Origin of the sequence: Pseudanabaena sp. SR411 (assembly GCF_002251945.1) — a bacterium.
Taxonomy (GTDB): Bacteria; Cyanobacteriota; Cyanobacteriia; order Pseudanabaenales; family Pseudanabaenaceae; genus Pseudanabaena.
In genome coordinates this window covers 1-13,836 of sequence record NZ_NDHW01000076.1, presented here as the reverse complement: position 1 = coordinate 13,836, position 13,836 = coordinate 1, and the positions used below count along the sequence as shown (strand labels likewise).

The following is a 13,836-nucleotide window of genomic DNA, read 5'->3' as shown; positions in this document are numbered from 1 at the left end:
GTTATGCTTTTGCTACCTGTAAATCTGCAAGTAAATTATTTAATTGCTCAGTACTGGCGTGATAGACCTCGCCACAGAAATGACAAGTTGCCTCTGCACCTTTGCCATCAGCAATCATCGATCGCAAATCTTCTTCGCCAAACATTTTCATTGCCGCTAACATGCGATCGAGGGAGCAAGGACAATGAAATTTGACATCTTTAGTCATCGGCAAAATATCGAGATGCATATCAGCAAAGATTTCCGTCATCACCTCTTCGATCGCTTTGCCTTGAAGCAGCAAATCCATGAAATTTTGCGGATCACTTTTTGCTTCTAGTTGGAGCAGTAAATCTTCCTGAGAAAGGTTAGCGGTCTTCGCTGCCCGCAGGGTTGCCATGGGCATGATTTGCAGCAAAATTCCTGCGGCTACCTTAACGGGAGCTTCACTATGATCTTGATTATCCTGATCAATTATTTCCGTGAGCATGAGCTTGGAATAAGTTTGCTCAGAAGAAGCCAAGTACCAAGCAACATCATTGGCGATATCACCTGCAATTAACTCCACGGTGCTGCTATAGGGTTCGCCATAGCCAACGTCACGCATAACTTTAAAAAAACCTGTTTGCCCAACGCCTTGACTGACATTTTGTTGACCATCGGCAAGGGGGGACAATGTAAATTGAGGATTGGTGACAAAGCCGCGCACTGTCCCATCAAATCCAGCATCAGCATAGACTAAACCCAGTCCACCATCCCCAGCCACTCTGACATTTACTCTGGATTGAGGTTGTTTCATATTCGAGGCAAGCAGCAAGCTGGCGCTCATAGCCCGACCGAGTGAGGCGGTGGCGACTGCCGATAAATGATGGCGACGATGAGCTTCATTAAGGGATTGGGTAATATTCACGCCAATGACACGGACGCGGCCGTCGGCAGTGAGGGCGCGAATTAAGCGATCGTTCATGAACTTTTTGTAAGATTTGAGTATTCAATAGAGTAACGCAGGTAGAACCTGAGCTAGATCTCTATGTTATAGCAGTCTCAAAACCAAAGGAGAATTGCGGCGCTTCGCGCCGCAATTCTCCTTTGGTTTTGATGTTTTACAGCGCCAAGCGTCAAGCATGCCAACACTCTTGTGATTAGAGGTGTTGCTTAGCGCCGCCTCTAATCTTTTTTGGTATGATTAGTTTGAGTATTCGGTCAAATTGGAGAACCATGCAATACACTGGAAACGCTTGGGATAAGGACGCTCTAAAAAATCCAGAGACAGAATATCAGACTCTATTGGGTTTACTCAGAAACAAGCAAGATTTTGGAATGCTGTTTGTGCGTTGTTCGCCTGCGGAGGGAGAGCAAATAATTAAAAGGGTATGGGCTGATGCAGAGAGCCAAACCATTCGTGTCTTAAGGCTCGATCGCCCGATCGCTGATTTTTATGAAATGTTTGCCAATGAGCCAGATTTACATGAAGCAAATTTATTATTTATCACAGGTATCGAAGAGTTCTTAGAAAAGAAAGTTGAGGATTTAGATGATCATGCCTTGGGTGAAAAACTAACCCATCTTCCTCGTCCCCTTGCCCATCTGATCCTATTACAATCTAAGCTCAAAGAGAATTTTCCGATTTGCTTTGTATTTTTACTGCCCTTATTTGCACTTAAATTTTTTATTGATAGCTATCCCGAATTTTTTGATGATGCTGTTGAGGTATTTGAGTTTCCCACTGACATGGAGTTGATGCGACAGGAGACTTTTCGCTGGGTCAGTGACGATCGCTATGAAGCCTATGCTCAAATCAGTGAGGAAGAACGCGATCGCAAATATGAGGATCTGCAAAAGCTGATTGCGGCTCAGCCCTTAATTTCTGAACGTCGTATCGAGCTATTACTAGAGCAAGGTGGGTTATTAGTTGCAGGTAATCGTTGTCAAGAAGCGATCGCTAATTGCGATCTCGCGTTGCAGATTCGAGCCGATAATCATTTGGCTTGGTATAACCGTGCAGTTGCGTTAGATCTATCTAGTCATCATGAAGAGGCTGTGCAGAATTACCGTCAGGCGATCGCCTATAAAGAAGATTTTTATGCAGCATGGCACAATCTTGGCACTTCTTTAAGTATGTTAGGTCGCTATGAAGAAGCGATTGATAGTTATAATCTTGCTCTTAAACATAAACCTGATTATTACTATTCCTACGGCGGGAAAGGGTTAGTTTACAGTGTTCTCGGCAAATATGAAGAAGCGATCGCTCATTGCGAAAAGGCTCTAGCGATTAGACCCGACTATGTACAGGGGTGGTTTAGTCGCGCCTATGCTCTGGAAAGTATCGGCAAATATGGAGAGGCGGTGGCAAGTTATGATCGCGCTCTAGAGTATAAGCCGCGTGATCATCAGATCTGGTATAGCCGCGCCAAAGCTCTTGAGCAATGGGGCAATTACACGGAAGCGATCGCCAGTTACGATAAAGCTTTAGAAATTCGTCCCGATGATTATTACGCATGGAACAATCGTGGTCTGGTACTGAGTAAACTAGAGCTTTACGAAGAGGCGATCGCTAGTCATGACCGTGCGTTAGAGATCAATCCTGACGACCATTTTGCTTGGTACAATCGCGGCAATGCACTCAGTGGACTGGGAATGCTCGAAGAGGCGATCGCTGCCTACGATCAAGCAATTCAAATATCACCACAAGAACCACAGGTTTGGCAAAATCGTAAAATCGCGTTGAGAAGACTTGGTTTTGATTAAAGCTTAGGAATATTGCAGAACATAAAGCCCATGACCAAACAGATCAATCCTCTATCTACTAAAGTAATCAGCACGGCGACAACAGGATTCATTCCTACGCAATCCCATCGTTGCGAATATAAAGGTTTGAGAATCCCTCTAAGCTTATTGATTACATTGCCATTTTTGTTAAACACCTTCGGCATTGTCGGATTAATTGGATGGTTATCTTTTCGGAATGGACATCAGGCGGTTCTTCTCCTCGCCAACCAGTTCCACCGTAAAGTTACGGAGCAAGTTCAAGATCGCTTACATTCCTATTTAGAGCTTCCCTCTACGCTCAATCAACTTAATGCCAATAGCATTGAGTTAGCTCAAATCGACCCTAGTGATGAACAGAAAGTCCAAAATCACTTTTGGAAACAATTACAAAGCTTTCCGCGCATCAGTAATATTTACGTTGCTACTACTTCTGGACAATACTTTGGCGCAAGACGAATCAAAGATGGATTTGCCCTTGAAAATTCCAGTTCGACTTTTATGACCGATAATTTGGGGCGACCTCAAATAGCCTTGATGCCAAAAAATAGATTCGATCTGAGCGATCGCCCTTGGTATCAAACTGTAGTTGAAACCAGAAAAAGTATTTGGACTGAAGTATATACGGATTCGATTACCGAGGAACCTGCGATTACAGCGATTAAACCGATCTTTCAAGACAATGGGGATATACAGGGTGTTCTGGGTGTATCGATGCTATTGGGCGATATCAATCAGTTTTTACAGGAAACAAAAGTTAGTGAGCATGGGCAAACATTAATTATTGAACCTTCAGGGAAATTGGTCGCAGCTTCTAATTTGGATGTGGAAACCTCGGCTTTAGGTAATAAATCAGAGCGTATTTTAGCAACTCAAAGCCAAGATAAATTAACTCGGACAGTGGCTGAATGGTTGAAATCTCAACCTGTACAGCATAACAATGAGATTCAACAGTCAATGATCAAGTTTGAGGGCGAGCCATACTTTATTCAAGTTGGGAAATTGAAGAATGACTCTGGTTTAAGTGGATTGAATTGGCAGATTGTTGTGGCTGTACCTGCATCTGATTTTATGTTGCAGATCAAAGAAAATACATTGTCAACGGTGATGCTATGTCTCATTGCCCTTGTTTTGAATGCGGTCTTGGGAATTATTGCCGCTCGTCGTATCAGTCGTCCGATCACTCAACTTAGTCAGGCAAGTCAATCGATCGCCAATGGCAATCTTGATCAAAAGGTGGAAGACTCCTGTGCAATCAAAGAATTAGCAATATTAGCGAATTCCTTTAATCAAATGAGTCGCCAGATGAAGCGATCGCATACAAGGTTAGAGGAATATTCACAGCTTTTAATGCAGAAAGTCGATGAACGTACCTATGCATTACAGCAGGAAATTTGGGAACATGAAATCACTGAAGCAGCTTTGAGAGAGTCCGAAGAAAAATTTGCTAAGGCCTTTCGTTCTAGTCCAGATGGCATGGCTTTGCTCTCCAATGAAACCTACAAACATATTGATGTTAATAATAAATGGACTGAGATCACAGGCTATACCCGTGAAGAGGCGATTGGTGCAGCTCCTTCAGATTTAAATCTTTGGGTTAATTTAGAAGAACGCGATCGCATGTTGGCGATTTTAGAAGTTGAAGGCAGAGTATTTAACTACGAAGCGAATTTTGTGACCAAGAGTGGGAAAAGATTTACAGGGCTGATTTCTTCGGAAACCATTGAGTTTGGTGGTAAGGTTTTTGCGATTTATGCAGTTAAAGATATTAGCGATCGCAAAATCATCGAAGAAAATATCAAACAGAGTGAAAAGAAATATCGGGATCTGGTGGAGTCGGCAAATTGCATTATTTTGCGATGGGATACACAGGGACGGATCTGCTTCTTAAATGATTATGGATTGAAGTTTTTTGGTTATCAATTTGAAGATATTATTGGCTCCTATGTATTAGATACGGTTGTCTCCGCTAAAGATGTATCAGGCGAAGATCTCCGCAATATGATTGCGGAAATCTGCTGCGCTCCTGAAAAATATCAACTCAATGAGAATGAGAATATTTGCAAAGATGGGCGACGTGTCTGGGTTACTTGGTCAAACAAGCCAATCTATAACGACCAAGGACAGTTAATCGAAATTCTATCGGTAGGGACAGATATTACCGATCGCAAACAGGCTGAAGAAGAACTACAATCTGCTAAAGAAGTTGCAGATATGGCAAATCGGGCTAAGAGTGAATTTCTCGCCAATATGAGCCATGAGTTACGCACTCCCCTCAATGGAATTCTTGGCTATGCTCAAATTCTCAAGCGTAGTTACGATCCTGATAAACATAAAGCTGGTTTAGAGATCATTCAACGTAGTGGTGAGCATTTACTGACTTTACTCAATGACATTCTCGATCTTTCTAAAATTGAAGCTAAAAAGCTCGAACTCAACCCTAGTGAATTTGATCTTCCGAAGTTGCTGCAAAGTATTACAGATATGTTCCAATTGCAAGTAGGTGCTAAGGATGTTCAGTTAATCTATCAACCACTGACAGCATTACCCACTACGATGTATGGTGATGAAAAGCGATTGCGCCAAGTGTTAATTAATCTATTTGGGAATGCCGTTAAATTTACTGATCACGGTAATGTATCGCTGACCGTCAGCACTCAGCCCTGTGAATCTAGTCATAAATATAAAGTCCATTTTGCGATCGCCGATACGGGTGTGGGTATTGATCCTGATAAATTGGAAGACATCTTTTTGCCATTTCAGCAAGTTGGCGATCGCGCTCGGCGGTATTCTGGTACTGGTTTAGGCTTACCAATTTGTCAAAAACTTGTGGAGATGATGGGGGGACAACTGCATGTGGAGAGCCGATTAAATGAGGGTAGTACTTTCTGGTTTGAAATAGAGTTAACCGAAGTTCCTAATCATGTTCCCCATGTAATGATCGATAGTCGTACAATTACGGGCTACTTAGGAGAGCGGCGCAAGATTTTGATCGTCGATGATAAAACCGAAAATCGCATGGTATTAAGTGATTTATTAACTCCCCTTGGTTTTATTGTGGCTGAAGCGATCGATGGTTATGACTGTATTAATCAAGCGCAGATTTTTGAGCCAGATTTAATTTTGTTGGACATGGTGATGCCACAACTGGATGGGCATGAAACTACAAAGCAATTACGTCAATTGCCAATGTTCCAAAAAACCGCGATCATCATGGTTTCGGCGAGTGCTTTCAATCAAGATCGCAATCTTAGTATTGAGGTTGGGTGCAATGATTTTATTGCGAAGCCCGTTGACCCAGATACATTGTTTTATACGATGCGATCGCAACTCCATTTGGAATGGCAATACGAAAATGCCCATACTTCTGATCCTAATGTCATACAGATCGCTAATGCCAAAACCGAGGCGATCGAGCAACCTCTAATTCCACCTCCTAACTACACGATTGAGAAATTACTGCAACTTGCTCGCATGGGTGATGTTCTGGCAATTCAGGATGAAGTTACACTTTTACAAGCAACTGATGCCACTTTTAGTCCCTTTGCCAATCAAGTATTAGACTATGCCCGTGATTTTCAAATCAAACGCATTCGCGAATTTTTAGAATTACAAATTCATTAATAAATTAGAAAGGGGCGCAAAGCGCCCCCTTCTAATTTCTAAGACATTGCTTGAATGATGTAGTCAAAATAAGGCTCAGTGGTAGCAGCATCATCTTTGCTGAGTAATGCTAAAGATGCATTCTTGAGGCAGCGCACTGCATCAGCCATACCAACTAAAGGCACACCGAGGGAGTTATACATTTCACGAACACCGATGATGCCGATTTTTTCGATCGGATCTTTATCACCTGCCAAAACCCCATAGGTGGTGAGGCGGATGTACCATGTGAAGTCTCTCAGGCACTGGTTACGTTGCTTTTGACCATAGGCATTACCACCTGGAGAGATGTAATCAGGATGAATTCTAAATAGTTCTTCGGTGGCTTTCTTGACGATCTTATCTTCGCTTTCTGCCAAGGTGGTGGCAATGCGTACTCTTTGAGCACCAGTGGCAAGAAAGTTCTGCACACTTTGCAACTCAGAAATACTGGGATAACGGAGTTCTTCGTCGGCTCTTTCTAAAACTTGACTAACTACACTCATAATTAAAATAAAAAATTTAATATATTCGCCATCTAGTCTACCAAAAGCGGTGAATGCGCCAAGAATTTGTAATAAAATCACAAATCTTCACAATCAAAACCCAAAAGTAGAGTTGCGGCGCTTCGCGCCGCAACTCTACTTTTGGGTTATATTTTGGCTTTCAATTGCTTGAGCAGCATTTTTAATTCTGTGGCTAGGTTATAGCCGATCGCCCGATCGCCATAGCGCCAATCCTGATAGATCAGCGTAATTTGGGCGATCGCGGATGCTTGTTTCTCAGAGACGCGATCGCTAAGACTAGCCACATATTCTTGAGGCGTTTGGTGAGACGATTTTGGTTTACCTTGCTCCGATAGCCATTGCAACATTTGTTGATAAGTACGCTGCGGGATCGGCATTTTTTGCAAGCGTTGCACTTGCCACCACCAGATCGCCAATTGCCACAATGCCCATAATCCGATACCAAGGCCAAAGGCGATCGCTAAACCAAAGGCAATCCCAATCCAGCCCATTTCAATCAGCCAATTGACTACCCCACCCAAAAACTTACCGATACTGTCAAATAGGGCTGCAAAAAAGCTGGTTACTGAGCTGGGCAGAAACTGCGCGATCCAACTCCAAAATGTTTGCATTACCCCAAAGGTGCGATTGTTCTCCAGCGATGGTGGAAACAGAGGACGATTTGGTACGGGATCAAAGGCAATCCAACCATAGACGGGGAAGAAAACCTCCACCATGGACTGGGTATCAATGTTCTGTACCTCATACAGCCCTGTAAATGGGTTAAATTTCCCAGGGGCAAAACCCACCACGTAACGAGTAGGAATCCCCAGCGATCGCAACATAACTGCCATCGTCGAGACAAAATGGCTTTCCTCACCACCACCCTGCTCAATAAACTGGGATACAAGATCGCCTTTAGCTTCATCGAAATTTAAAGGTTTAATTGCGTAGTTTTGTTTAACACTTTGGGCAATCTGCACCACGACATCGTAGGTATTATCAAAAGCGATCGGCTTGCCATCCTTGTCCTTAGCATTAGTAACTAAACTGAGAGCCTGATTACGCACTTCAGGCGATAAATTATTAGGAACTTGTAAATAATAATTACGAATTGAGCTTGGATATTCGTTAGGCAGTTGTCGCAATTGTTGAGCATTTCGGGCTACTACATTGGAAATTACCGTATAGGTAAGATCTTCAGGCAAAGGTCCTGGCCCGCGAATCATCCCTTCTGGATCGATATCTAGCTCTTCACTAGGAAAAAATATCTGTCTCGGCACAGAAGCCGCAGGTACAAGGTTAGGAAAATTTGGGGATGTAATCGTATAGGTTTGGACTACATCTTGGCTTGCTATGGGTTGGAGTTGTTTTTTGACCCCAATGGATGCATGGGGTGGTTGAGCAACAAAAAACTCGTAATTGAAGGGATTACGGCGCACTGTGCGAATTTGTTTGGGATCATTGCGCGAAATCCGCCAGCCTTTACCTGTAAATTCGTCATAGGCCATCACGCGCCAAAATAGCTCGGCTTGCGATCGCACCCGCATCACTAATTCAGGTTGACGTGGCGTACTTTGCTTAGAGCCAGAAACTGTGTCAATTTCAGGTGCAAATAATGGAGGCAAGGTTTCTTGATCGTTATTACCTCCAGTCCCCCCATTGCCATTTGCGCCAGTACCATTTGTACCAGACTGTTGTTGGTTTTGTTGTTGTCTCGTTAAGATGTCACCTCTAGGCACATCTCTTTGGACTGAAAGATTGACGCTGACAGGAAAGTTGCGTAGCTGAAAACCCGGAAGGCGAGGTAAAAAGGCAAAAATTGTTAAGCCTAACACCAACACGATCGCGAGTAATCCCGATAAAGGCAACAGAGAAATCCCCATTTTCTCTGGTTGGAAACTTCTAGTTTGCACACCCAAACGAGATCGGTGATCAAGTAATAAAATCGGAATCCCTAACAATAAGAAAGCAATTAGCCATAACGCGAAAACCATCGTTTGGCTTAAAGTCGCGGCTAAAGCCATGAGAATTAATCCGATCACAATCGAATAGCCCAAGTCTTTGCGGCGCGGTAGGTCAAAACTATGCAAGACCTGCAACTGGATTAATAATCGCGCTAGTAATAGTCTAGTTTCATCGGTATTTCGTACCAGATCTCGCAGAAATACCACCAACATCACAATCATGGCGATCGCAATGAATAGTTTTACAATCACATTACGTTTGCGCCTTGCATACCATGCCCAAACGCCTGCGATCGCACTTAGAGGAATTGCCCAAGCACTATTTCCTGAACTCGCTACAGAGTCCATTGCCCCAATGCTGATAAATACAAATATCTGTACTAGTACCCGCAACGGAATCGAATCTTCAACTCCCGCGATCGTAAACTCTGAAGCCTTTCGCAGTTTGTCAAATGCACCGATCTTGGATTGGGGTTGCTGAATCGTATCCATATGGCTCTGAAAGTTAGAGAGTATTTGCTTCTAACCACTAGTATAAACAGTTAGGACTTACGCAATAGCCCTGTAAGAAGGTGAATTGGTATTACGCAAAATCGCGTTAAAGTATTCCTACATCTAAATATTCAGTCTATTAGGATGACAAAGCTTATGTCTCGTTTACCTATTTCGTTATTCACCGCTTTTAGCCGCCGCAACGCTCTCAAGATTATTAGCGGTCTGCACAACTTCGATCGCAACTCCGTGAAAATGGTCGTGCAAGCAGCCGATCGCGGTGGCGCAACATTTGTAGATATCGCGGCTGATGCGGAATTAATTGCGATCGCAAAGGCTAATTGCTCTTTACCTATCTGTGTATCAGCAGTCGAAGCTCACAAGTTGGCAGAAGCAGTTGCCAATGGTGCTGATCTCGTCGAAATCGGTAACTACGATAGTTTCTATGCTCAAGGTCGTGTATTTACTGCTGATGAAATCATTGCGTTGACCTCAGAAACCAGAGCATTACTGCCCCACACTGCGATTTCCGTAACTGTTCCTCACACTTTGCCTCTTGATGAGCAAGTCACTCTCGCTGAAAAACTCGAAGCGATCGGTGCGGACATTATTCAAACTGAAGGTGGTACAAGCTCGGCTCCAACTCATGCAGGTATCCTTGGTGCGATCGAAAAGGCATCGCCTACCCTTGCTGCTGCCCATGCCATCAGCCGCGCAGTTTCTATCCCTGTGATGTGTGCTTCTGGTTTGAGCAATATCACTGCACCAATGGCGATCGCTGCTGGCGCGTCGGGTGTTGGTGTTGGTTCCGCCGTTAACCAATTGAATGATGTAGTTTCGATGATTGCGACTGTGCGTTCTCTTAAAGAAGCGATCGATAGCAATGTTGCAAACCAAGCAGTTGTGTAATCAATATTTGCTTAATTTCTCGTCAGTAAATTAGCAAAATCAATCAACTAAAAGGCGATCGCTATGAATTTTCTAAAAGTTCAAAGCGATCGCCTTTCTCATAGAATTAGCCAGTCAAAAGCGACAATGAAAAAATCAGATATAATTTGGATATGAAGTTTGAATGGGATAATTCAAAAGCGACTGCTAATTTTAAAAAGCATGGTGTTAGCTTTGAGGAAGCTCAGACTGTCTTTGATAATCCTCTAGCAGTGATCTTTAGATGTGCAGCGCATTCTATAAATGAGTATCGAGAAATCATAATTGGCAATCGTTACGAAGTCAGTTATTAATAATTTCATTTACTGAGCGCTCCAATAGTATTCGTATTATTAGCGCCCGTCCAGCTACTCGGAAGGAACGTGAGGACTATGAACGAAACTCCCTTTAAAAACCAGCCAAATTCTGATGATGAGCTTCTAGCTGAATATAGTTTTGATTATCAGCACGCAAAACCTAATCGATTTGCTAGTCGTAATGAAGTCCAAAGTTTAAGATTTGTAGTTTTAGATGAGGATGTAGCAAAGGTTTTCACTACTCCTGAAGCAGTCAACAAAGTTCTAAGAGCATTGATAGATTCAATGCCTCAAATATCAGCGTGATCGCCTTTCTCATCAATCAGCTAGCCAAAAGTGCGATCGCCCAATCTTGTAGCCAAAAATATGATGAGTATCTTTTTGATGTTTACCCATAAATACTTTCTGATGCCAGATGCTATGATACTTGCATATTAGGCTATTACAGAAATTCTATGGTTACAACTCTTAGTAAGCCTTCGCTATTTCTACATGAGATCACTGTTAGGAAAACTGGTGATCTAAGTCTGTTTAAGTTTAGTGATCGCTTACAAGATCGAATGGAACTACTTTTAGACAAAAAGAAAGCAGATGAACTTGCATTAGAAGAAATTGTGGAACTAGAAGCGATTGGGGAGTTAGATCGGATATTTACACATATGAATGCGATGCTAATTGCACAAAATGCCAATCCCTGATTCAACTAGACAAATTATTCGGGAAAGAGCAGGTTTTCTCTGTGAATATTGTCATTCCTCTGAAAGACTCAGCGCATCTCGATTTACGATTGATCATGTCATTCCTGCTTCGCTAGGTGGATCTGATCATATTGATAATCTTGCGCTTGCTTGCCGTCGTTGCAATGAGAGGCGATATAACTTTGTGGCTGGGTTTGATGTAGAAACTCAACAAATTGTCCCCGTTTTCAATCCGCGAAAACAAGATTGGGCTGAACATTTTATTTGGACTGCTGGCGGAACTGTAGTTAAAGGTGTGACACCAATTGGAAGGGCTACTTGCGATCGCTTTGATCTAAATGATATGCGTTACCCTGAAGGTGATTCGATCCGCAGTACAAGGCAATTTTGGATTCAAACAGGGCTACATCCGCCATCACTTGATCCGATTAAAATATAAAGTGATCGCCTTTCTCATAAATCAGCTAGCTAAAAGCGCGATCGCCTAATCTTGTAGCTAAAATATGATGAGTATCTTTCATATTTGCTTATGAATACTCTAACTCCAACGCGACAACAGATTATTGAGTTAATGGATAAATTGCCAGATGATTCTTTCCCTGAGCTTGTCAATTTTATTAGTTATCTTCGCTACAAGACTGTTGAGACAAAAGTACATCTTCCTCACAACAGTTTTTTACTATCAATCGTAGGATTGGGGGATTCCACTGAAAAAGATGTTTCAGAAAGAGATGAGGAAATTTTAGCAAGTGAAGTTAATGCAATTCGTGGATGGAGTATTCATTAAATTGTCTGATTCAAAAAAAGCTAATGAGAAAATGACAAGAAATCAACATTACGTTCCTCAATGTCTTCTCAAGCATTTTGGTTGGAAAGCGAATAAGGGAATATGGAAGATTAATATTTTTGATATTGCCAGATCTACAGTTAGATATAATCAGGCAATTGAAGAGGTTTTTTCTCAGAACTATTTTTATGATAAAGACAACTCAATTGAAAATTTTATAGAGAGAAAAATTGAGACTCCAGCTTCTATAATAATAGATCAGATTGTTAGGGGAAATTTTGAAGTGGTAAATGAAGAATCACTGACTCTTCTTAGATTTATCTCTTCACTTTTATCTCGCACACTTTCAGCTAGAGAAGAAGCACTTTCAATTTTTAATAGCCATATTGAATCAATAGTAAGACAATTACTTAGCTTAAATGGATTTAACCCAGAAGAAGCTAGTAATGGTCGTTTTGAGATTTATGATTTGAGCCAAATTGCTTCTCTCATAACCATTCAAGGAAGTGTAAATGCAATAATTCTTAGAGATTTAGCTTTTCATTTTGCTGTAAACACAACTGAATTAGAATTTTGTATTTCTGATCACCCAGTTTTTACATATAATTGGCTTTATAGGAACTTAGACCATCCAGCTATTACGGGTATCCATGCAAGAGGTTTTCAAGCTTTTCTACCAGTTTCGCCAACTCTGACCCTTTGTTTATATGACCCCAAAGTATATAAATATGGACAAAAAAGTCTGGCGCTGGCTCACTAATTAGTGATATCAAGCTGTAACCTCTATCTGGCAACGATTTCAGGCTTTAGTCGCAATTTACTTGTAAAGCCTTGCCAATCAACAGCTTCATCGCTCTATCACTAATTAGCTGTCCAGTGCCAAAAGTCTAGTGACTTATATTTCTAACATTACAGATATAGATATTTTAAATTCATTTCAAATGATGAATGCACATTCAATTCTAGGATTTCATGCCAGAGAAAATGAAAACAACTTAAGATCTTTGTATGACCGAAATAAGCATATTAATATTCGTACATTTGAAAATAGATTTGTGAATATAACAAAAAGTTTAAATAGTCAAAGCGAAGAAACAATCAAAAGTAGGCATTTGGTTTTTGCTAAACAGACTAAGCTTAGCTATATGCCATCTTTTGTAAAGATAAAAAGGAAATCTAATGCTTATGCCTCATCTTTTCAGGAAAGAGATCCTGAACTTGTTGAAAAAGTGCAAATGATTTTTAAGCAACAGATTAATAAAATGATGAAAATTTAAGTTTTATTAATCTACATCATATCTAAAATAAACTCTATATGCGTTTAGTATTAAGGAAAAAACAATAGAAGAAGATATTCGATGAATACAGAGATTTTCTAATTTTGAGAGCGTTACTTTTATTGCAAGACTCACTCAAAACAGAACCACTTTCCATTTTAGAAAGAGCAGGATTGATTCAATTTTTTGAGATGACTTTGAATTGAACTATATTGGAATAATTGCTAATGGACTATAGCAATCCTAAATGATTTGTGAGAAAAAGCCATAGGTAAAAAGCTTTGGGAAATTAAAAATTTGTCGATGAGTAAAAAACTCAAAAAAGAACTTAACTGTCGCAAAAGATTTACATACTCCCTTCCCGCTGTAAGGCATGGTAAAATATGAAATAAAAAGACAGTAAAAAAATGAACCAAAACGAAGCGCTTCTGAACAAGCCGTTAGATCTCAAAGATTGGCAGAAGCAGTTCAATCGACA

General features: G+C 41.2%; 12 protein-coding genes and 1 pseudogene. 10 read left to right on the top strand and 3 right to left on the bottom strand.

Annotated elements, in window-relative coordinates; all coding sequences use genetic code 11:
* Window position 1: 1 nt before the first annotated feature.
* A complete protein-coding gene (gene hslO, locus B9G53_RS06735) occupies window positions 2–946 on the bottom strand; it encodes an Hsp33 family molecular chaperone HslO (RefSeq protein WP_094530470.1) in 945 nt (314 codons plus the stop codon).
* 251 nt (window positions 947–1,197) lie between these two features.
* Here hslO and B9G53_RS06730 point away from each other — a divergent pair, with 251 nt between their 5' ends.
* Both B9G53_RS06730 and B9G53_RS06725 read left to right on the top strand, forming a co-directional pair.
* Complete coding sequence (locus B9G53_RS06730) at window positions 1,198–2,727, top strand: tetratricopeptide repeat protein (RefSeq protein WP_176453128.1); 1,530 nt, start codon at window positions 1,198–1,200, stop codon at window positions 2,725–2,727.
* Between the two features lie 30 nt (window positions 2,728–2,757).
* Window positions 2,758–6,369, top strand: coding sequence for a PAS domain S-box protein (locus B9G53_RS06725; RefSeq protein ID WP_094530466.1), 3,612 nt, complete (start codon window positions 2,758–2,760; stop codon window positions 6,367–6,369).
* Between the two features lie 38 nt (window positions 6,370–6,407).
* Here B9G53_RS06725 and apcD read toward each other — a convergent pair whose 3' ends face one another.
* Together apcD and B9G53_RS06715 are read right to left on the bottom strand one after the other, a co-directional pair.
* Window positions 6,408–6,893: an allophycocyanin subunit alpha-B gene (apcD, locus tag B9G53_RS06720; RefSeq protein WP_094530501.1), complete on the bottom strand. Its 486-nt coding sequence runs from the start codon at window positions 6,891–6,893 to the stop codon at window positions 6,408–6,410.
* 146 nt (window positions 6,894–7,039) lie between these two features.
* A complete protein-coding gene (locus B9G53_RS06715; RefSeq protein ID WP_094530464.1) occupies window positions 7,040–9,352 on the bottom strand; it encodes a DUF3488 and transglutaminase-like domain-containing protein in 2,313 nt (770 codons plus the stop codon).
* A gap of 156 nt (window positions 9,353–9,508) precedes the next feature.
* Here B9G53_RS06715 and B9G53_RS06710 point away from each other — a divergent pair, with 156 nt between their 5' ends.
* The 8 genes and pseudogenes from B9G53_RS06710 (at window position 9,509) to B9G53_RS06670 (ending at window position 13,358) form a co-directional block, all read left to right on the top strand.
* Window positions 9,509–10,261: a DUF561 domain-containing protein gene (locus tag B9G53_RS06710; protein WP_094530462.1), complete on the top strand. Its 753-nt coding sequence runs from the start codon at window positions 9,509–9,511 to the stop codon at window positions 10,259–10,261.
* Window positions 10,262–10,413: 152 nt separating this feature from the next.
* Window positions 10,414–10,691: pseudogene (locus tag B9G53_RS28965) on the top strand (BrnT family toxin).
* A complete protein-coding gene (locus tag B9G53_RS06695; RefSeq protein WP_094530458.1) occupies window positions 10,672–10,902 on the top strand; it encodes a hypothetical protein in 231 nt (76 codons plus the stop codon). The pseudogene B9G53_RS28965 and the gene B9G53_RS06695 overlap by 20 nt, the downstream one beginning before the upstream one ends.
* 149 nt (window positions 10,903–11,051) lie before the next feature.
* A complete protein-coding gene (locus B9G53_RS06690) occupies window positions 11,052–11,294 on the top strand; it encodes a hypothetical protein (protein ID WP_094530456.1) in 243 nt (80 codons plus the stop codon).
* Window positions 11,281–11,733, top strand: coding sequence for an HNH endonuclease (locus B9G53_RS06685; RefSeq protein WP_094530454.1), 453 nt, complete (start codon window positions 11,281–11,283; stop codon window positions 11,731–11,733). Before B9G53_RS06690 ends, B9G53_RS06685 begins: the two co-directional genes overlap by 14 nt.
* Before the next feature lie 90 nt (window positions 11,734–11,823).
* The gene (locus B9G53_RS06680; protein WP_094530452.1) at window positions 11,824–12,081 is read left to right on the top strand and encodes a hypothetical protein; all 258 of its coding nucleotides are present in this window, start codon (window positions 11,824–11,826) and stop codon (window positions 12,079–12,081) included.
* Between the two features lies 1 nt (window position 12,082).
* Complete coding sequence (locus B9G53_RS06675) at window positions 12,083–12,841, top strand: DUF4238 domain-containing protein (RefSeq protein ID WP_176453127.1); 759 nt, start codon at window positions 12,083–12,085, stop codon at window positions 12,839–12,841.
* 130 nt (window positions 12,842–12,971) lie between these two features.
* Window positions 12,972–13,358, top strand: a complete 387-nt coding sequence (locus B9G53_RS06670; protein ID WP_094530448.1) for a hypothetical protein — start codon at window positions 12,972–12,974, stop codon at window positions 13,356–13,358.
* The last annotated feature ends 478 nt before the right edge of the window (window positions 13,359–13,836 follow it).